The organism is Streptomyces sp. NPDC031111, assembly GCF_055570675.1.
Map to the genome: position 1 here is coordinate 12,039 of NZ_JBVIGS010000040.1, position 19,711 is coordinate 31,749.

General features: G+C 68.2%; 15 protein-coding genes. 9 read left to right on the forward strand and 6 right to left on the reverse strand.

Annotation, left to right across the window (positions count from 1 at the left end; translation table 11 throughout):
- Positions 1 to 8: 8 nt before the first annotated feature.
- The 3 genes from ACZ470_RS39140 to ACZ470_RS39150 are packed head-to-tail and all read left to right on the forward strand — an operon-like array spanning position 9 to position 2,817.
- On the forward strand, positions 9 to 845 hold the full coding sequence (locus ACZ470_RS39140; RefSeq protein WP_468434736.1) for a sugar phosphate isomerase/epimerase family protein: 837 nt from the start codon (positions 9 to 11) through the stop codon (positions 843 to 845).
- A complete protein-coding gene (locus ACZ470_RS39145) occupies positions 842 to 1,753 on the forward strand; it encodes a dioxygenase family protein (RefSeq protein WP_468434737.1) in 912 nt (303 codons plus the stop codon). Before ACZ470_RS39140 ends, ACZ470_RS39145 begins: the two co-directional genes overlap by 4 nt.
- Positions 1,750 to 2,817: a maleylacetate reductase gene (locus ACZ470_RS39150; protein WP_468434738.1), complete on the forward strand. Its 1,068-nt coding sequence runs from the start codon at positions 1,750 to 1,752 to the stop codon at positions 2,815 to 2,817. The genes ACZ470_RS39145 and ACZ470_RS39150 overlap by 4 nt, the downstream gene beginning before the upstream one ends.
- Before the next feature lie 375 nt (positions 2,818 to 3,192).
- On the opposite strand, the gene ACZ470_RS39155 is transcribed toward ACZ470_RS39150, so the two are convergent.
- Complete coding sequence (locus ACZ470_RS39155; protein ID WP_468434739.1) at positions 3,193 to 4,470, reverse strand: TraB/GumN family protein; 1,278 nt, start codon at positions 4,468 to 4,470, stop codon at positions 3,193 to 3,195.
- Positions 4,471 to 5,655: 1,185 nt separating this feature from the next.
- On the opposite strand from ACZ470_RS39155, the gene ACZ470_RS39160 reads away from it, so the two are divergent.
- Positions 5,656 to 5,811: a hypothetical protein gene (locus ACZ470_RS39160; protein WP_468434740.1), complete on the forward strand. Its 156-nt coding sequence runs from the start codon at positions 5,656 to 5,658 to the stop codon at positions 5,809 to 5,811.
- A gap of 173 nt (positions 5,812 to 5,984) precedes the next feature.
- On the opposite strand, the gene ACZ470_RS39165 is transcribed toward ACZ470_RS39160, so the two are convergent.
- Entirely contained in the window at positions 5,985 to 6,557 is a 573-nt protein-coding gene (locus ACZ470_RS39165) for a TetR/AcrR family transcriptional regulator (RefSeq protein ID WP_468434741.1), read from the reverse strand.
- Between the two features lie 104 nt (positions 6,558 to 6,661).
- Here ACZ470_RS39165 and ACZ470_RS39170 point away from each other — a divergent pair, with 104 nt between their 5' ends.
- Both ACZ470_RS39170 and ACZ470_RS39175 read left to right on the forward strand, forming a co-directional pair.
- Positions 6,662 to 7,279, forward strand: coding sequence for a cysteine hydrolase family protein (locus tag ACZ470_RS39170; protein ID WP_468434742.1), 618 nt, complete (start codon positions 6,662 to 6,664; stop codon positions 7,277 to 7,279).
- Between the two features lie 415 nt (positions 7,280 to 7,694).
- Positions 7,695 to 9,839 carry a SpoIIE family protein phosphatase gene (locus tag ACZ470_RS39175; protein WP_468434743.1) on the forward strand — a complete coding sequence of 715 codons (2,145 nt, stop codon included), beginning with the start codon at positions 7,695 to 7,697 and terminating at the stop codon, positions 9,837 to 9,839.
- Positions 9,840 to 10,155: 316 nt separating this feature from the next.
- Here the strand turns inward: ACZ470_RS39175 and ACZ470_RS39180 are convergent, their stop codons facing one another.
- The gene (locus ACZ470_RS39180) at positions 10,156 to 10,491 is read right to left on the reverse strand and encodes an ArsR/SmtB family transcription factor (protein ID WP_468434744.1); all 336 of its coding nucleotides are present in this window, start codon (positions 10,489 to 10,491) and stop codon (positions 10,156 to 10,158) included.
- Between the two features lie 58 nt (positions 10,492 to 10,549).
- Here ACZ470_RS39180 and ACZ470_RS39185 point away from each other — a divergent pair, with 58 nt between their 5' ends.
- The 3 genes from ACZ470_RS39185 (at position 10,550) to ACZ470_RS39195 (ending at position 13,635) form a co-directional block, all read left to right on the forward strand.
- Positions 10,550 to 11,071, forward strand: a complete 522-nt coding sequence (locus tag ACZ470_RS39185; protein WP_468434745.1) for a nuclear transport factor 2 family protein — start codon at positions 10,550 to 10,552, stop codon at positions 11,069 to 11,071.
- A gap of 205 nt (positions 11,072 to 11,276) precedes the next feature.
- Entirely contained in the window at positions 11,277 to 12,653 is a 1,377-nt protein-coding gene (locus ACZ470_RS39190) for an NAD(P)/FAD-dependent oxidoreductase (RefSeq protein WP_468434746.1), read from the forward strand.
- Between the two features lie 499 nt (positions 12,654 to 13,152).
- On the forward strand, positions 13,153 to 13,635 hold the full coding sequence (locus ACZ470_RS39195) for a hypothetical protein (protein ID WP_468434747.1): 483 nt from the start codon (positions 13,153 to 13,155) through the stop codon (positions 13,633 to 13,635).
- A 651-nt stretch (positions 13,636 to 14,286) separates the two neighbouring features.
- On the opposite strand, the gene ACZ470_RS39200 is transcribed toward ACZ470_RS39195, so the two are convergent.
- From ACZ470_RS39200 to ilvC, 3 genes are all read right to left on the reverse strand, one after another.
- A complete protein-coding gene (locus ACZ470_RS39200) occupies positions 14,287 to 16,404 on the reverse strand; it encodes an eCIS core domain-containing protein (protein WP_468434748.1) in 2,118 nt (705 codons plus the stop codon).
- A 1,359-nt stretch (positions 16,405 to 17,763) separates the two neighbouring features.
- On the reverse strand, positions 17,764 to 18,705 hold the full coding sequence (locus ACZ470_RS39205) for an SAM-dependent methyltransferase (protein WP_468434749.1): 942 nt from the start codon (positions 18,703 to 18,705) through the stop codon (positions 17,764 to 17,766).
- 220 nt (positions 18,706 to 18,925) lie between these two features.
- A partial coding sequence (ilvC, locus tag ACZ470_RS39210; protein WP_468434750.1) for a ketol-acid reductoisomerase occupies positions 18,926 to 19,711 on the reverse strand: 786 nt, incomplete at its 5' end.

Below are 19,711 nucleotides of genomic sequence, written 5' to 3' on the forward strand. Positions count from 1 at the left end.
GAATTCCCATGACGGAACTGCAACTGACGTGCAGCGCGAGCACACTGCGCGCGGCCGACCTTCCCACGCGCGCGGCGGCCGCGGCCGCCGCAGGGTTCGTCGGCCTCGGCCTGCGGGTTTCTGACCTCCTGGACCCCGGGCTGTCCGACGAGGAGACCGGCGAACTCCTGGAGCGTTTCGGTCTGCGCGTCCTCGAACTCGAACACCTTTGGGACTGGTCCCAGGGCCCGGACCCCGTCGAGGAGACGATCTTCCGGTTCGCCGACCGTGTCGGAGTCCGTCAGCTCAACGTGCCGATGTTCGCCGAGCACCCACTCGCGGATCTGGTCGAGCCCTTCGGCGCGCTCTGCGACCGGGCGGCCGAGCACGGTGTGCTGGTCGGGTTCGAGTTCCTTCCCTACAGCGGCGTGCGGACCATCGGCGAGGTCTGGCAGGTCGTGGCCGCCGCCGGCCGTCCCAATGGCGGAATCATCGTCGACCTCTGGCACTGGTTCCGCTCCGGAGCCCGGGTCACCGACCTCGACGGCATCCCCGCCTCCGCCTTCACCTCGATGCAGCTGTGCGACGTGGCGGCAGAACCCGGTCCGCAGATGGCCGAGGAGTCCCGACACGGGCGACTCCTGCCCGGTGCGGGAGCCGGCGACACCCAGGGCCTGCTGAACGCGTTGCGTGAGCGCGGGATCGAGATGCCGGTGTCGGTGGAGGTCTTCTCCGACGAACTCGACGCCCAGCCCGCGGCCGAGTCGGCACGGCAGGCGTACGAGGCGGGCGCGGACGTGCTGCGGAAAGCAGCCCTGGTCGCGCCCGGCTGGACAACGACGAGGAACCGTGAGGACAAGCGATGACGGTCCAGACTCCAAGGCGGGTGGCGACCGGTCCGGGATTCAGCGAGGAGAACTCCGCCCGAGTCGTGGCCGAGAGCCTGCGCAACACTCCGGACGAGCGTCTCAAGGAGGTGCTGACCAGCCTGGTCGAACACCTGCACGCGTTCGTCAAGGACATTGAGCCGAGCCACGCCGAATGGCAGGCCGGCATCGACTTCCTCACCGCCGTCGGCCACATGTGCGACGACACCCGGCAGGAGTACGTCCTGCTCTCGGACGTACTCGGGGTCTCCATGCTGGTCGACGCCATCAACAACCGGCGGTCCGCCGCGGCGACGGACACCACCGTCCTCGGGCCCTTCCACATGGTGGACTCTCCGCCTCGCGAGCTGGGCGCGACCATTTCCCTCGACGGGAATGGAGAGCCGTGTGTGTTCGCCGGGCAGGTCCGGTCGAGCGGCGGGACTGCCCTGCCGGGAGCGCTGGTCGACGTCTGGCAGGCCAACGGGGCCGGCTACTACGACGTCCAGCAGCCGGACGTGCAGCCCGAACTCAACCTCCGCGGACTGTTCACCGCGGACGAGCAGGGACGGTTCTGGCTGCGAACGGTGGTACCCCGCTACTACCCGATCCCGGACGACGGACCCGTCGGAAGGCTGCTGGCCGCCACACGCCGCCACCCCAACCGTCCAGCGCACATCCACGTGATCGCCGAAGCCGCCGGGCACGCATCGCTGACCACGCACGTCTTCATCGAGGGCAGCCCCTACCTGGACTCCGACACCGTCTTCGGGGTGAAGGAGACACTGATCCGCCCGGTCACCGTCGTCGACGACCCGTCCCGGGCCGAGCACTACGGCGTAGACAACCCGTTCCGGCTGATCGAGTTCGACGTCGTTCTCGACCTGATCGAGGGGGCCGGACGATGAGCCGGGACTTCATCCATGAGAGCAGGCCCGGACGCGTCGTGTTCGGCGTCGGTGCGCGTGACCGGCTGGGCGAAGAGGTCGAGCGGCTGGGACTGAAGCGGCTGCTCGTGGTGTGCACACCACTGCAGGCCGATTTGGCGTCAGCACTCACTGAGTCGCTCGGCGAGAGTGTGGGCGCGCTGCACCCGCACGCCGCGATGCACGTGCCGGTCGAGGCCGCCGAAGCGGCCGTGGACCGGGCCCGGGAGATCGCCGCCGATGGGTGTCTGGCCGTCGGCGGCGGATCCGCCGTAGGGCTCGCCAAGGCCGTCGCGAAGCAGACCGGCCTGCCCATCGTCGCCGTCCCCACGACCTATGCCGGCTCGGAGATGACTCCGGTCTGGGGGCTGACCGACGCGACGGGCAAGACGACGGGACGACACCCCAAGGTGCTGCCCCGGCTCGTGCTCTACGATCCCGATCTCACCGTCACACTGCCCGCCGCGCTGTCCCTGACCAGCGGCCTCAACGCCCTGGCGCACTCCGCGGAAGCCCTGTACGCACCGGACGCCTCCCCGGTCACCTCGCTCATCGCGGCCGAGTCCGTCCGCGCGTTGGCGAGCGCTCTGCCGCGGATCGTCGCCGCCCCCAGCGACCTGGACGCCCGCACGGAGGCCCTCTACGGTGCGTGGCTCGCGGGGTCGGCCCTCGGGGCGACGACGATGTCGCTGCACCACAAGCTGTGCCACGTGCTTGGCGGCGCGTTCGACCTGCCGCACTCGGAGGTGCACACCGCGGTCCTGCCGCACGTACTCGCCGTGAATCTCGGCGCCGCCCCGGAGGCACTCGCCGCCCTGCGTGAAGCACTGGGTATTGAGGACCCCGCGACCCATCTGTTCTCTCTCGCCGAGAGCCTCGGAGCCGAGATGGCGCTCGCTCGGCTCGGTTTGCCGGAGGCGGGAGTGGACACCGTGGTGTCCCGCGTACTGGCAGCTCCGTACGCCAACCCCGCTCCGGTCACGGAGACCGTGTTGCGCCGGCTGCTCACCGCCGCGTTGGCAGGCGCCCCGCCGTCCGCCGGGTGACCGCACTCGCGTGAGCCCGGTCCATGGCCCCTGCGTCCATCCTGGCCCGAGCAGCCAGGGTGGACGCAGGGGGAGTGCCGGCCGTGGTCAGTTGACTGCACCAACTCTTTGACCAGCTCGACTCGGCGGGCGCTGATCAAGCGAGTACCGGGCACCGTCCGAGACGGAATGGAATGAGTTCAACAGATACTTCGAGAGGCGACACATCGAGCTGGGCTCCTGCGGCCAGCCCTACGGCACCTCCTGTCGCGCCGCGCCACCCCAGGCCAGGCAGCGGATGCTCGACCGGCTGGCGCGGGTGCGTGAACCGGACCCGGTAGAGGCCCGGTTGGTACCGGCGCCGTAGGCGGCGGTTTCCGCGGCCTGGCCCTGCCGTCAGGAGTTGGGCAGGCGGCGGAAGCGGTCGTCGTCCTGGTAGTCGACTGCCGGGATGCCCAGCAGGTCGTCCACGCCGGGGAAGCCCTCGCCCGCCTGGAACTGTGCCCCGTGCACCGTTGCGTTCTGCGGAGGGCCCGCGTGCATGCCGGTGTGCGAGCTGCCCAGCTCCATGAGGTAGCCGCCCGTCGCTGACGGACGGCGCCGGTCGTTGGTGACGATCTGGGTGGCGTAGGTGTTCATGGCGGCGACGCGCTGGTAGAGGGAAGTCGCCGACATCGTGGGACGGCGGGCCGGGCGGCCGTCCAGGCCCTTGACCCGGATGTGGTGCGTCCGGGCGGCCTCCAGCACCGCCCCCAGCCCGGTCGCGCCCAGGTTCATGCTGGTGTCGTAGCGGGTGACGAACGCCCGCAGCTCGGGGCTCATGGTCCCGTCGGCGAGGTAGGCGTCGACGTGCGACTGGTAACCGTCGTCCCGGATGCTCTCCAGGTAGAGGGTGCGCACGCCGGCGGCCTGGATCTGCTCCATGTATGAGTACAGGAACTGCCAGATCGGTGCCCCGGAGTGGGCGCCGCCGATGGCCACGCCCTCGAACCGCTCCAGCAGTGCGCGCAGGTCGCCCATCGCGTCCTGGGAGCCGGCTCCGGCCAGTGTGTCCTCCACGGCCCGATGGCGCCGCTGCCGGTCCTCGGAAGTCTCCATGTACGCGTGGCGCGCGGCTCGCGCGTCGCGGCCGAGCTGTGTGTCGCGTGCGTCCTGGCGGTTCCAGTAGCCGAGCGTTCGCGGGTCGGCGCGGCCGATGCCCTCCAGCACCTCGTTGCGCCCGGCCATGGGGGGAACGCCCGGCGCCAGCCTGCGAATGCTGCTCAGGCGGTAGTGGAGCAGCGGATCGGTCTCCTGGAGCGTCTGCGGGTCCGCTGCGACGTCCACGCGCTGCTTGTGGCTGGCGTCCCGGGTGGCCTGCGGCAGGCTCTGCCATTCGGCCGCCGACAGCGCGTTCGGTGTGCGGTCGCTCGCGCGGGAGTTGCGGGGACCCCGTACCCGCAGCGCGGGGCTCGGCGGGTGCCGGTGCAGTTCGTCCTGCTGCATGCGCTGGACCACGGGAGCGGGACCTGACGGCGCCGCCGTGCGCTGGACGGGGGGTGTGTGCCCGCAGTCCGCGGTGTGCGCGTGCCGCTGTTCTTCGATGGTGCGGGACACTGCTGAGTTCCCGGCGAGACGCTGGAGTTGCAGCATCGACTTCGCGGTCGTTCCGCCGCCGGACCGGGACTGTCGCACGGCCTTCGCGGATCCTGGGCGCTGCAATCCTTTCCACTGCTCGTCACCGGTCTGCTGCGCCCGCATGGTGCCCCCTCTGAAACACGGACTGGGAACGTCCAGTGTCACCACTCTGCGTTGTCGCATGAGTTCTCCCGGGTCCGGTCAGCAGCTGTCTCCGGGACCGTCTGCTGGGGGACGTGAGTCCGCTGACATGCCGGAGTCACGCGTACGACCTGCTGCGCTGGTTCCGGGTGTGTGGACCATGGATGTCGGCTGAGAACAGGCCACCGAGGCGCAGGCGGCCGCGATGGTGGGCTGGCTGCGGTCGGCCCACAATCCGCAGCGGCACAGACGTCGTGAGCGGGTTCCCGCCCGGGTCGGTGAACCCCACGAGGGGCAAGCGGGTACTGGCGGCGGGCTACGCCCCGGCGACGATCGCGCACCACCTGTCGCCGGTGCATGGCTTCTACGCCTTCCACCTGCACTTCGGACGCGGGCCGGTGGTCAACCCGGTGCCGGAGAACCGGGCCCGCCGCGCGACGCTCGCCCACCGGTCGCCGCTGGAGGTTCCCGGCCGGCACCGCCGGGGCCATCTCCTTCCGAGACCGGCCTCTGCCCGAGATCCTCGCCGCGGCGAGCGCCAGCGGCTACCCGGGAATCGGGCTCACCGTGGGGCAATGCGTCTCCGCCCTCGATCGCGAGATCGCCCTCGAGGAACTGCCCGAGCGCATCGCCGATGCCGGGCTTGTCGTGGCAGAGCTCGAACTGGTGCGCCCTCTGTGACGACGGGCCCACACGCCATGCGAGTGCCCTCGTCGAGGACCTCGTCGAAGTCCTCGCGCCCAATCGCGTGCAGACCGCCGCGTTCACCGGAGACCTGTCGCGGGTCGCCGACGAGTTCGCCGCGCTCTGCGGGCGTCATCCCGGTACTCCGGTGGCGCTGGAGTTCATACCCTACTCGGTCGTACGCGGTCTTGAGGAAGCACGGCGGCTCGTGACACACGCAGGCGCCCCGAACGCAGCGATCGTCCTCGACATCGTGCACTTCTTCCGCTCCGGAAGCACGGTCGACGAGCTTTCCGCGGACTCGCTGGCCGACGTTGCCGTCGTGCAGCTTTCGGACGTCATGGCGAGACCGGGCGTCGGCCTCGCTCGGGAGGCCCGGCATCTGCGCACCATCCCGGCCGCGGAGGTTTGGACACCGTGCACTTCCTCCGCGCCGTTCGCGCCTCGTCGGACACTCTCCCGCCGGTCAGCGTGGAGCCGATCTCGGACGCCCTGGAACGCATGCCCCTGGACGTCGTTTCGGAGGAGGCCGTGCTCGCCACGCTCAGGGTCCTTGAGCGGGCCGCATGGTAGGGACGCGACAGCGAACCAACCAACTCCTGTGCTCCGGTCGGCCTTACGAGGTGATGGCCGTGACGGCCCGCTCGGCCTCCGCGTGAGGCGGCGGCGCCGCAGGCGGGTGACTGGTCACCCCGCACATCGAACGGCCCGCACCACTGCCCCACAGGGAGGGCGGTAGCCGAGTACTACGAGGTGAGGAGCAGGCGCAATTCGTCGCGAACAGCGAGGAGAGCATCGGCGGTCCGTTCGGCACGAGAGATGATGAGCGCGCCCTCGATGGCGCTGACGGCGAGCGTCGCGAGGCGGTCGGCTCGCGGGCCGTCGATGCCGTGCCTGGTGAGCTGCCGGGCCAGGGATCCCCGCCAGGCCCGGAAGAAGTCCGCGCCGGCCTGCCGGAGTGCGGACGACTGTGCGGAGCGCTCGATGCAGATGGGGGCGACCGGGCATCCGGCCGTGAAGTCGGAGTCGGTGAACTCGGCGGCGACCGCGTCCACACACGCTGTCATGAAGTCGGCAGCCGATTCGCTTTCGGCTGCGGTCGCTTCGAGCCGCTCCAGCAGTTGTGCGGTCCGGAGGGTGACCACCTCGCGTGCTATTTCGTCCTTGCCGCCACGGAAGTGGAAGGTCACGGACCCGCGGGGGGCCCCGGACGCGTTCACGATGTCGCTGATCGCGGTGGCACCGTAGCCGCGTTCTCGCATGGCCTGCAGTGACGCGCGGATGATGCGGTCCCGGGTGTCTGTTCGCTGCCCCATCATGCCCTCCTAGACCCGCTCATGATGATACCAGTACGTACGTACGAGCTACCCTTTTGCTAGTATGCTCGTACGAGCTAATTTCTCGACTACCGAAAGGGAACAGCATGTACACGCGGGAGCGAACCGCCCTCGTCGTCATCGACGCCACCAATGACTTCATCGCCGAGGAGGGCAAGGCGTGGCCGGGGCTGCGAGAGGTCTGCCAGGAGGTCGGCACGGTGCCGAACATGAAGCGTGTCCTTCAGGGGGCACGCGCCGCCGGGATCCAGGTACTGCATGCTCCGATGGAGACTCAGCCGTGGGACTACGGGCCGTGGAAGCACCGCACGCCCAGCCATGAGGGCATGCTTCAGGCCCAGCTGTTCCAGGCCGGCACCTGGGGCGCCGAGTTCCACCCCGACTTCACACCTGTCGAAGGCGAAGTGGTCGTCACCGTACACAAGACCTTCGACGCGTTTCACGGTACGGACATGGATGTGCAGCTTCGCCAGCGTGACATCAACCACTTGATCCTCTGCGGTCTCACCACCAATACCTGCGTGGATTCGACCGGCCGCAATGCCGTTGAAATGGGATACAACGTCACCTTCGTTTCAGACGCCGTGGCCACTTTCACCATGGAGACGCAGCGCGCGACCGTCGAGCTGAACTGGCCGCGCTACGCCCACCGGATCTCGACCACCGACGAGATCGTCAACGCCTTGCGGGACCTGAAGCAGTGAGCCGAGCTGCGGGGTGCGTCCAGACCTGCCGCCGGACGCCGGGCTCCGGGCCGACCGCTACCGGCTCCACGGGCGAGCCGGGGCGCAGGCAGGGCCATCGGGGCATGCCGTCACCTGCCGGTTGATTGTTCACGAGCCCAGGGTCACTCTGGAATGCATGAAGGACGGTATCTCCGCGTCCGGCGAATCGGGTACGCGTCACGGGAGCCCGGGTGCACCGCTGGCCGTGACGGACGCACAAGGCCGTGTCGTGGCGTGGAGCACCAGTGCGGCCCTGCTGATCGGCCTTGACTCCGCGGAGGCCGTCGGCCATCCGGTGGCTGATCTGCTGGGGACGCAGCCTCATTGGTTGACCTTCCCGGATGAATGGCACGGAAGACTGGACATCCGTCGCGTGGACGGTCGGAGCCGGCAGGTGCCCATATGGGCGTCTCGGCTGGCCGGCGGCGTCGGCGAGGAACCGCTGTGGCTCCTGGCCCAGGAGCCCGGAGAGGCTCTTCTGGCGGGCGGAACGCTGGCGCACTGGCTTCAGACGGGCTGTCCCGTCGCGGTGACGATCTACGACACGCAGTTGCGCTGCGTACTTCAGAACGAAGCGATGCGGCGTCTGCTGGGCGTGTCCGAGGCGGAGCAAGTCGGCCGGGGTCTGTCCGCCGCCCTGGCCGGGGCCGACGCCACACGGTGGGAGGCGCGAGTGCGCCGGGTGCTGGAGACGGCGCGGGCGGAAGAGGGTTTCCTCGTGCGGGTCAGGACCAGGACCGACCCCCGTCATGACCGGCGCCTCACCGCTTCGGCCTCACCGCTGCGCAACCGGGACGACCAGGTGGTCGGAGTGTGCGTCACCGTGACCGACTCGACCGAGCAGCGCAGCGCCCAGGAGCGACTGGCGCTGCTGAACGAGGCCAGCGTACGCATCGGCCGCACCCTGGACGTGATGCGCACCGGGCAGGAACTGGCTGATCTGGCGGTTCCACGGCTCGCCGACTTCGTATGCGTCGACCTGGTGGATGCGCTGCTCAGTGGCGAGGAGCCCCTGCCCGGCCCGGCCACCGGGGCCGTGCTGCGCCGGGTGGCGAACCGGTCCATTCACGAGGGCACTCCGGAGGCCGTGGTCCCCGTGGGCGCTGTGGACTTCTACCCGGCGAACTCGGCGCAGGCCCACTGCCTGGCCACCGGGCGTTCCGCGCTGTACCGGACCATGAGTGAGGCGGCTTTCTGGGTGACGGAGGATCCTCTGCGCATGGCCAAGGTAGAGGAATTCGGCTTCCATTCCTGGATGATCGTGCCCGTGGACGCCCGTGGCACGACGCTGGGCGTGGCGATGTTCCTCCGTTCACTGCACTCCGAGCCCTACGAGGCGGAGGACCTGTCCCGGGCCGAGGAGGTGGTGGCGCGAGCCGCGGTCTGCCTGGACAATGCCCGGCGATTTACGCGTGAGCACACGGCGGCCCTGACATTGCAGCGGAGCCTCCTGCCTCGACGACTGCCCGAGCAGTCCGCGGCACAGGCGGCCTTTCGCTACCTGCCGGGCGCCCCCGAACTCGGGGTGGGCGGCGACTGGATCGACGTGATCCCCCTGTCCGGGGCGCGGGTGGCGCTCGTCGTTGGCGACGTCGTCGGTCATGGCCTCCAGGCCTCGGCGACCATGGGTCGGCTGCGCACCGCGGTGCGCACCCTCGCAGACGTCGACCTGGCTCCGGACGAACTGCTGACCCACCTCGACGACCTCGTCATCCGACTGGCCTCCGAGTCCGAGGCGGGGACGGAGGGCACCACCGCGAACGAAATCGGAGCGACCTGTCTGTACGCCATCTACGACCCGGTGTCCGGCCGCTGCTGCCTCGCCCGTGCCGGGCACCCGCTCCCCGTGGTGGTGCGGCCGGACGGGACATCCGTGCTCTTGGAACTGCCTGCCAACCCTCCACTGGGTCTGGGTGGGCTGCCGTTCGAGTCGTCCGAGGTGGAGTTGCCGGAGGGAAGCGTCCTCGCGCTCTACACCGACGGTCTGGTCGAGTCGCGGCAGCAGGACGCGGACGCGGGACTCGAACGGCTGTTGCGCGAACTGTCGGACGTGCGGGCCTCGCCGGACGCCCTGTGCGAGCGGGTCGTCGGAGCGCTGCTGCCCGACCATCCGGCCGACGACGCCGCGCTGTTGCTGGCACGGGTCAAGCACCTCGACGCCGCCCATGTCGCCACCTGGGACGTATCCGCCGACCCCGAAGCGGTGTCGGGAACCCGTGTGCAGGCGGTCCGTCAACTGCGCGACTGGGGTTACGAGGAGGCCGGATTCATCACCGAGTTGGTCGTCAGCGAATTGGTCACGAATGCCATCCGGTACGGCGCTTCCCCCATTCAGTTGCGGCTCATCCTCGACCGATCACTGATCTGTGAGGTACTCGACGGCAGCAACACAGCGCCACATTTGCGCAGAGCCCGTGCGTTCGACGAGGGCGGCCGTGGCCTGATGCTCGTTGCGCAGCTCACCGAGCGCTGGGGTACACGGCACACACCGGAGGGCAAGGTCATCTGGTGTGAGCAGACGTTCCCGGAGGATGGCTGAGCCGGTTTCGATGATCCCAGTCACCCCAGACGAACGACCGGTTTCACCGGTATGGGGCCACGGGCCTGGTCAGCGCGGGGGAATGGATGCCGAACCAGGCCCGTGGTGCCGGGGCCTGCCTTCTGGTCTGCACGCTTCACCAGGGGCAGGAACGTGGAGACGGGGATGATGCGGATGGTTTACCTCTGCATGTCCCGAGAAGCATGGCCAGGGATCGCGCCGAAGTCAATACCGAACGTTCTATACCGTCGGCTCTTTCGGCTGGGCCACTGATCGAGTGACGGCCATCGCCGATTCCTCGGGGACTGAGCCTGCGTCACGAGCAGTCCTGCGCGGACGAGAGCGTGCCTTGTCGGATGAGATCAAGGAGTCCCGGGAAGCTGTTGTCGAGGTCTTCGCGGCGCAGGACCGGCAGGCGCAGCGTGCCGTCGGCCCTGCATACGGTGATGCCGGCGTTGAGCAGCTTGGTGAGGTGATAGGAGCAGGTCGAGGCCGGTAGTGACACCTGCTCGGCGATCTCACTGGCGGTCCGCAGCTGCCCGTCGAGCAGCAGCCGCACAATGGCCATGCGGCTCTCGTCGCCGAGTACGGCGAAGATCTTGGCCAGACTGGGCAGTGGCATCGGGGCCGATGTTCGAGGATTGCGCGCCATGGGCCCATGGTAACGTAAATTTGGTATTTCCAAGATCATAGAAATATGGTGGATCAAGATGTCCGACGACAGCCGCATCCGGTACCTGCTTGACCGGATCGAGATACAGGACAAGATCGCCCTCTACGGACTGGGGCAGGACCTGCATCAGGCCGACAGCGGAGACGGCAACGTGCTCGCGCAGTGGGAGCAACTCTTCACCCCCGATGTCAAGATCGACGCCACCGCCGCCGGCGCGAAGGTCTTCGAGCTGCGTGAGTACGCCGAGTTGATGCGCGGCAAGGATCTGGTCGGCGGCACCGCGGGCCTGGGCTTCTCCTTCAACGCCTGGCAGCACATCGAGGGACACGCCACTGTCGGCATCGCCGGCGACACCGCGCACTCGGTCACCCCGCATCTGCACATGCACGCCAGCCGGGACGGGTCCAGCAACACGTTTGCCGTCGGCTACTGGCACGACGACTGGATTCGCACGCCCGCGGGCTGGCGGATCTCCTTCCGGCGCGTGGAGCACCTCTTCTTCCAGACCTTCCCCACCATCGAGACGCCCCGGATGGTGGCAGGCGTCGATCCTGTCTGACCGCTCCGGGCAGAGGCTGTCTGCGCCGCTCGCCGCATGGCCTGGCCGGGCTGCGGCAAGCACCGACCTGGTGTGGCTGCGACACGGCGAGCGTCGCGGGACACTTTTGAATCCCAGCGGCGGTACCGAACGTTCTATCTCCGGTGTACTCTCGTGGGCACACGGCCGCTTGGCCCCGAACCGGGGCGCTCGAAAAGAGTCGATCATGTCTACGAAACCAGAATCCAGTGTGATCGGCGAACACGCTGTCGTCATTGGTGGAAGCGTCGCGGGTCTGCTCGCGGCTTCTGTGTTGAGCCGCTCGTTCACGCACGTGACCGTGTTCGACCGGGACGCGCTGCTGTTACGACCCAGTCCACGGCGTGGCGTGCCGCAGAGTCGGCATCTGCACGCCCTGATCAGCCGGGGCGCCATCGGACTGGACGCGCTCCTTCCTGGTTTCATCGACACTATGACGGCCGCGGGAGTGCCCAATGGGGACACGCAGGCCGATTTTTCGTGGTTCCTGGATGGCCACAAGATGGCCGAGGCGAAGTCGGGACTGCGCGCGTTCTGCCTGAGCAGGCCTCTGCTTGAGAGAATGATCCGCGATCGTGTCCGTGTTCTGGAAAACGTCTCCCTCGTGGACACCACCCAGGTGAACGGCTTGGTGCTCCACAGCGAGCGGGTGGCTGGAGTTCGGGTGCAGAGGCAGGGACGCGCAGAGGAGACCGTACCGGCCGAGCTGGTGGTGGACGCGTCGGGACGCGGCTCGCGTGCCCTGACCTGGCTACGCGAGTTCGGCTACCCCGTGCCGGAACGGACAGTTGTCAAGATGAATCTCGTCTATGTAACTCGTCGTTACAAGTACGAGCCTGGATTGCTTGACAAACAGCTGGGGGAGGCCGTGGTGGCTTTCCCTGGAAACCCCCGGGCCGGGACAGTGGTTCGGCAGGAAGCCGACCGCTTGGCGGTGTGCCTTGCTGGACTGCTGGGCGAAGAACCTCCCACGGACAATGCCAAAATGATCGAATTTGCCTCGGCGCTCGCGGGGCAAGACGTAGCCAAGGTGCTACGTGCGGGAACGCCTGTCGACGACGCCGTCAAGATGCGTTATCCCGAAAGTTCCCTCCAGCACTTCGAAAGGCTCGACCGCCACCTCGATGGATTCCTCGTCCTCGGTGACGCGTTGTGCAGTCTCAACCCGGCCTACGGTCAAGGTATGACGGTAGCCGTCATGGAGGCCGAGCTCCTGCGGTCTCTCCTCCAAAGCGGTGGGAACGACCTGGCCCCGCGATTCTTCAAAGCGGCGGCAGACCTACTGGCGGAAGCGTGGTCACTGGCTGCGGGCGGTGACCTACGGTTCCCCGAGGTCGAAGGCGAGCGAGCTGCGGGACACGAGGAGATCAACCGCTACCTCGACCAATTCCGCGCTTCCGCAGCGATCGACCCCGTCCTCGGCACGGCGTTCCTTCAAGTAGCCAACATGATGGCACCAGTTGCCTCGCTACTCAGCCCAGAACTCATGGAACGCACACAAAACCCCTCGCCCCACGGTACCCGGCGGGCTTGTGCTGGTCGCGGCACATCGGAACCAATGTGATCAGCCGGTATAGACACTGAAAGGACCTCCTTGTGTGAATCTTGGTGCTGGGTGGAACGTCTTTCGTCGGTCGCACAATCGTTGAGAGCGCTCTAGCAGGCGGCGTCGATGTCACCCACTTTTTTCGTGGGCAAACCAATCCGGAGATCTTCCCCCAAGTAACTCGACGGGTAGGGGACCGCGACTCGGGGGACTATGCGTCACTGAGGTGGATGACGACCGCTGGGACGCTGTCATCGACGTCAGCGCATACACGCCCCGACATGTGCAACAGGCGGTCGACGCGGTTGGTGAACGAACCGGACGCTACCTCTACATCTCCACCTGTGCGGTCTACGACACCTCAGGGCAGCATGACAACGTCACCGTGTGGGACGAGGATGCCCCCCCGCAAGCAGCCGGCGTGGAACCCCGGGACGGCCGACCCGTGGGAGACGTACGGACCGTTCAATGTGGCGTGTGAGGACGAGGTGCTCGCCCGCTTCGTGACCGGGCGACCGTGGTCCGACCCGGCATAGCAGCGGGCCCCTACGACCCCACCGACCGCTTCACGTGGTGGGCGCGTCGCGCTGCGGGCCGTCCGGATCAGCCTGTCCAAGTCATCGACATCCACGACGTCGCAGCTCTGGTGTGGCGACTCCTGGTTGACGACCGGCCGGGCACGTTCACCGCCGTCGGGCCCGCGGAGCCGACGACGCTGGCCGGCCTGATTGAGGCGTGCGCTCGCGCAGCCGGCAGCGAAGTCGACATCGTTCCGGTGGCCGCAAGAGCCGGAATGCCGCAACTTCCCTTCGTCGCAGGCTCCTTGGAATGGGATCGACTGTTCCGGATCAGCTGTGAGGGGGCCCGGAAGGTGGGGCTTCCCAGCACACCACTGGAAGAGACAGCCGCCAAGGTTCTGGCCTGGGACCGCGGGCGAGGCGAACCACTCCTTTCGCAGGGGCTGACCCCGGAGCAGGAGGCCAGTCTGCTGCACGACTGAGCGCCTTCCACCCTGAACAGCGTGGCGACTGGCGCATGGTCAGGACCGTGCGCCGGCCGGCCCAGGACGCCGCACGGAGTACTCGGCGCGAGCGTTGCGCTCACGCTCGGTGCGACTCAGTCGGCCTCGACCGCGAACGGAGTGCTGATCTTCAACGGTGGCTGCTGGGAGAACCCCACCGGCTGCCACGCGAGCAACTGGCCCGGCGACCCCGCCGTGATCATCAACGCAACGACAGCATCGCCTACGTGTACTCGGACCTGGCCTGCAAGGACTGCATCGACATTCTGCTGCCGACCCAAGCCCGTTCAGTGCCGCACGCCTGGTCGATCGCCTTCTACTAGGAGGCATCGCAGTAGTACTGCTCGGCCCGCTGCCGTACGCGAGCCTGGCGTACGGCAGCGGGCCCGCCTCGTCGCCATCGAGGCCGGCGGCGAGACCTGCAAGGCCATGCCGGAAGGGCGACGGCACCCCTGGCCCCGGACCCGCTGCCGGAGTGCGGAGCCACCTGGTACGCCAGCGACTCCCCCATAGGCCTCCGCAAACGCTCGGACAGCCGCTACTGCTCACCGCGCTGCCGGGCCCGGGCGTGGCGGCGGCGCACGCGCTCAGAGCCTTTTCCTCGGACTCGGCCGCCGCGGCCCGCCGGTGTCACGCCTTGGCGCGGGGACCGACCAACTCCTCGTACAGCGCTCGGCGTTGCGGCGAGACCTCGTCGGTCTTGGCGAGTGCGCTCTCCCAGTCGCGCTGGATCTCGTCCAGGTAGATCCGCCAGTCGCCACTGGGGTGGGAAGCGCCCATCGCCCGGAGGTCGACGAGGCGTTCGTTCTTGCCGAGCCCGCCGGAGCCGATCTTGTCTCCCTTGTGGCCGTGCAGGACGGACTCTGGGTTCGAGGTGGCTTCGGTGGAGCGGAAGTCATGCTCGTAGCCGACCGGGCTGTCCGCGTGCGGTGCGATGGTCTCGATGCCGATCTGGAGGGAGCCGTCCTTCTCCGTGGTCGGACGGTGGTAGACCAGCAGGACATGGCCGTACGAGCCGTTCGGAAGGACCATGTTGCCGTTCCAGTCCTTGGAGCCGAATCCGCCGCCAGCGATGTCCTGACCCCACAGCTTAGGGCTGGCGGCGCCGACGGAGAGCTTGTTCGTGAGGGACGCCATGACGCCGCCCTTCTCCTTGAACTTTCCTGGTTTCTCACCCTTGTTGGCGCCGATGGAGGTGCGGTGGGTGGCGAAATCCCGTTCCGTCACACCGTCCGTGGGCTCCCCCTTGGTGTCGTCCTTGGTCACGCCCAGGAAGTGCGGCAGTCGGTAGGCCGCCTCGTCCTTGGAACTCAGGGCGGGAATACGGATGTTGACGCGTCCGCCGTGGGCCAGCGCGCGGATGACGTCTTGCTCGTAGTCGGCTTCGTGCCCGCCCTTCGCCGGGTTGTAGAGCTCAAGCCCGTGACGCAGCACGAGAAGGATCTTGGTGAGCATTTCACGGCCCTGGGCGTCCTTCCTAGCGTAGTCGGGGGCCTTCTTCTTGCCCTTGCCCAACGCGGCGCCCTCGGCCGGTACGGCACCCTCATGCCGGCGCGCGTCAGCCATACCTTCCGGATACAGGGTGTCGACGGCGGTGTCCCGGATCTGCTGGTCGCGTTCCCGCTCCAGGCCCTGCCGTTCCTCCGGCGTGGTGCCGGGCGCCTTGGTGAGCATGAACCGGCCGAGCGTGTAGGCCGGGTCCGTGGGCGTGAGGACTCCCGGCTCCCGCAGGATCGGGTGGTTCTTGCGGACGGCCAGGGTCGCAGTGAGGACGCGTTTGCCGGCAGCCAGTTTCAACCAGTCCGTGAACGGACCCTCGGTGTACTTCTCGGCCTCGTCGTACGTTCCGATCCCCACGTCCTTCAGCCACTGCTGGTTGACCGAGGAGAGCTGCCTGATGTCGTCCAAGTCCTGGTCGCCGAACGCCTCACCCCGCATCACACGTCGGTCCAGGGTCTTCCGCAGCCGCGAGGGGCCCTGGACCATCCACTGCTCAGGCCACCATGTTCCGGGGGCGAAGACGTTCCACTTGGACGTCGTCTGGACGGTGTTCTGCTCGATCGACTGGCTGAGGCGGGCGATGATCTCCTTGCCCTTCGGAGCCGCTCCCTCCGCCGGTCCGGCCGCCTCTGCGGCGGACTCCTCGGCGGTGTCGGTCGGCCCCGTGCGCTGGAGCGCAGCCTTTGAGGACCGGGCGCCCGCGTGAGCGCGGCCTCTCCCGGCACTCCGGTGGCCGGCTCCCTCCCCCAGAACCGTGCTGGTGCCGCCGGAACGCATCCGCGAGGCGTTGGACTCCGCTTCCCTTTCCTCGCTGTCATCCGGGCGCGTCATGTTGAACCCACCGCCCGTCGGATGCCCGACCGAGGCCCGCTGCCGGTTGCGGACCGCGTGCGTCAACTCATGGTCCAGCGTCTGGGGATCGCCGCCCCCTTCACCGATCACGATGTCCTGGTCCACCGTGAACGCCCGTGCCTGCACGGCAGCTGCGGCCTGTTTTGCGGACGGACCGGTGTGCAGCCGGACACCGGACAGGTCTGCCTGGAACTGCTCCTCCTTGCGGACCCGCGTGGCCTGGTCCAGAGGGCGGCCCGGCTCGCGCAGACCGGCCTCCACGTCGGAGCGGTCAGGAGTGTGCGAGCCGGTCTCAATATCGGCGCGCTGCACGGCCTCCCCCCGGCGGGGCGCGTCTCCTTCCCGCTCGCGGCGCATCATCCTCAGCACCGCCTGGTTGCCAACGCTCGCCTGCAACCCCAGTAATCCGCCGGGTGCGGCCGTGCGGGCGGTCCTTTCCCGGCCGTCCGCGGCGTCCGATCGCTGTCTGTCGTGCGCCCTCATTCATGCCCCTTACCGAAACGATGACATTGACGGTAGAACCACGGCATCGCATCCGAAAGCGTCGGCCGGCGGATCGGAGGGCGCCCGATCCTGCGACGCACGCCTCATCAGTGGCGTTGCACCATGCGGACACCCGTCCTGTCGGCACTCTGCCCCACAGGGCAGTTCATCTGCCTCTTCGGCTCATCCGCCCTTTGGGCAGCCGCGTCGGGGTCAGGACCCCGTCGGTACCAACGCCAGCGCGTTGACCTGTGGCTGGTTCACTGCCCCCCGGCACGAAGTCGACGGTGACGCTGTCCGGACTTTGGCGCCGTACCCACGGTCTCGTTCGTCTCGTCGGTCCGCCCGGACAGCACCGGGACCCGCCTCCGGGCCGGTCTCGGCGAGGACCTCGTTCACCGGTTCCCGCGTGATCTGCAGGCGCGTCAGCCGCTTCTCAGCTTCCGTGAGCCGCTGCTTCAACTCCTCGACCTTATCCTGGAGTTCCTCGACTCGAGCGCGGGTTGCCGCTTCTCGACGTTCCAGCTCTTCATTCAACGAGCCCATCGGCGCCCCCAAAGTCCTGCCGCAACAGTAGGAGGCAGACGCTCGCCACGAAAGCCCGTCCGGACGTCACCGCTGCTCAGCCCGTCCCTCCTGATGAGCTACACCCAAATGAGATGACCTGTTAGCCGGGTCGACGGCGTGGGTGATCACGCGTTACGCCATCGAGACGACCATCGTGATGCCGGGAAGTGTTCACCAAGGGCACCGAGCACTTCGCCAATGCCGCGTTCTCTACCGACACCGAGGTTATGGCGGCCTACGACCGGATCGCCGGCCATCTGGCCTCCAGTGGCGCAGATATCGAACACCTCTTCGATGGCTGCCTCCAGCCGACCCGCAGATCGTCGCCGACGAGATGGTCCGGATCACCGGCCTGCCGCGCGGCGCCAGACCGTGCCGCGCATCGCGGACGGCTCCGACTACGGGTGCGGAGATCGCCAACGGCACCGCCGAAGAACTCCGACTGCGCCTGGCCCGGCGCATGCACATCACCGGCCTGCTCACCCCCCCCGGTCTGACGCCGGACACATCCCATCGTGGCTGCGGAATTCACGGAGTTGCGGAGACGGAGGCCGGATGGTTTCGGGTGATCAGGAGATGTGGAGTCCCCGATCACCCCCACGTGCACCGGTACTTGCTGGACCTCCCCGCGACGGTGGCCGATCCTCGCCGGGCGAGTCCGAGCCATTAAGGCGGTCCGGCGCCGGAACGCGTGGCGGTCACCTATCAGTCCCCCCGCCGACCCAGGACAAGGCGGCCGACGGGGCTCACCGCTATCTGTACGTCCTCGAAGCCGCCGTTCCGCAGCTCCGCAGCCAGCTCCTCCGCCGTGCGGATGGGCGGAACACCGCGGGAGTCGGCGACGAGAGCGTCGAGGGCGGAGCGCAGACGTGCCTCCGGGCTGTCCTGCGTCGGTGGCGCCAGCTCCTGCACCAGGAGCAGACCCCCAGGAACCAGCGCGCGCCGCACGGCGGCCAGGGTGGTCGCCCGCGAGTCGGAGGGGAAGAACGCCTGTGCCCAGTAGGCGACCTTGTGAACCGCCTCGTCATCGAGTTCCTGGGCGTCAGTGTGCCGTATCTCCAGGCGGGAGGTCACGCCGGCCGCCTCGGCCCGCTCCCGCAGTTCCTTGACAACGTCGTCGGCCCGCTCGACTCCGACCGCGCGCAGCTCGGGGAACATCGTCAGGCTGGCCAGCAGCGCTCCGCCGACACCGCTGCCGACGTCCAGCAGCGAGCCGCCCGCGGACAGCCGATCGCGGTACTCCGGCACCGAGTCGAAGGCCATAGCGAACATGGCCCGCGTGGCGTCGGTGGGCGACAAGCCCCAGTTACGGGCAACGACCAGTGCGTCGTGCTCCCAGTTGTACCCCGCGTCCGGCGAGACGGCCGAGCGGACCCGCTCGCGCGCCGCGACGATATCGTCGATCGAGTCGTCCAGCCGAACCCCGGCGGGGCCGCTGTTCAGCGCGGCAAACTCCGTGGTGAGTACGAAGGCGGATGAAGAGTCGTCCCATGTACGGACCACCCCCGCGGCCAGGAACACTTCGACAACCCGGCGCGCACGCTCGGTGGAGACCCCGCCTGTACTGGCCAGCGTCTCAAGGGTGGTGGGCACGGTCAGTGCGTCCAGCCACCCGGCCGTCGCCGCCGCGTGCAGCAGGTCGACCACCTGGCCACCGTCGGCCCACTTTCGCAGACGTGCGCGGGCGCCCAAGGCCCGCTGAACGGCATCAAGTTCCGACAAGTCTTCGTTCATTATGGGGTTTCCTCGTTCTGTGAGTCGGCGGCCCGTCATGCGCGGGGCCGCCGGAACCATTGCTCCCCGAGCCGTCACGTCGCGCCTACAGATGGGGCCCGAGCTGTGTGCTCCGGCCCCACCCCTAGGAGACCTACGCCTCTTCGTCGACCCAGCTCATGAGCTTGCGCAGCTCCTTGCCGGTGGTCTCCAGCAGGTGCTCGGAGTCCTGCTGCTTGTACTCGTTGTACTTCTTCAGACCGCCGTGGTACTCGTCCATCCAGTTCTTGGCGAACGTGCCGTCCTGGATCTCGGCGAGGACCTTCTTCATCTCGGCCTTGGTGGCGTCGGTGATGATCCGCGGGCCGGTGACGTAGTCGCCCCACTCGGCGGTCTCGGAGATCGACCAGCGCATCTTCTCCAGGCCGCCCTCGTACATGAGGTCCACGATCAGCTTCAGCTCGTGCAGGCACTCGAAGTAGGCGATCTCCGGCTGGTAGCCCGCCTCGGTCAGCGTCTCGAAGCCCGCCTTGACCAGCGCCGTGGTACCGCCAGCCAAGACGGCCTGCTCGCCGAACAGGTCGGTCTCGGTCTCCTCGGTGAAGGTCGTCCTGATGACGCCGGCGCGGGTGCCGCCGATGCCCTTGGCGTACGACAGGGCCAGCGCGAAGGCGTCGCCCGTGGCGTCCTGCTCGACGGCCACGAGACAGGGAACGCCGCGGCCCTCCTCGTACTGACGGCGCACCAGGTGACCCGGGCCCTTGGGGGCGACCATGCAGACGTCCACGCCGGCCGGGGGCTTGATGAAGCCGTAGCGGATGTTCAGGCCGTGACCGAAGAACAGCGCGTCGCCGTCCTTCAGGTTGTCCTTGATGTGCTTCTCGTAGACCTCGGCCTGGATCGGGTCCGGGACGAGGATCATGATGACGTCGGCCTCGGC

What these genes read in the sequence shown, in the direction of transcription:
- ACZ470_RS39140 (WP_468434736.1), top strand. Translation starts at nt 9, where the DNA reads ATGACGGAACTGCAACTGACGTGCAGCGCGAGCACACTGCGCGCGGCC.
- ACZ470_RS39185 (WP_468434745.1), top strand. Translation starts at nt 10,550, where the DNA reads ATGTCCGACGACAGCCGCATCCGGTACCTGCTTGACCGGATCGAGATA.
- ACZ470_RS39190 (WP_468434746.1), top strand. Translation starts at nt 11,277, where the DNA reads ATGTCTACGAAACCAGAATCCAGTGTGATCGGCGAACACGCTGTCGTC.
- ACZ470_RS39150 (WP_468434738.1), top strand. Translation starts at nt 1,750, where the DNA reads ATGAGCCGGGACTTCATCCATGAGAGCAGGCCCGGACGCGTCGTGTTC.
- ACZ470_RS39180 (WP_468434744.1), bottom strand. Translation starts at nt 10,491, where the DNA reads ATGGCGCGCAATCCTCGAACATCGGCCCCGATGCCACTGCCCAGTCTG.
- ACZ470_RS39145 (WP_468434737.1), top strand. Translation starts at nt 842, where the DNA reads ATGACGGTCCAGACTCCAAGGCGGGTGGCGACCGGTCCGGGATTCAGC.
- ACZ470_RS39170 (WP_468434742.1), top strand. Translation starts at nt 6,662, where the DNA reads ATGTACACGCGGGAGCGAACCGCCCTCGTCGTCATCGACGCCACCAAT.
- ACZ470_RS39165 (WP_468434741.1), bottom strand. Translation starts at nt 6,557, where the DNA reads ATGATGGGGCAGCGAACAGACACCCGGGACCGCATCATCCGCGCGTCA.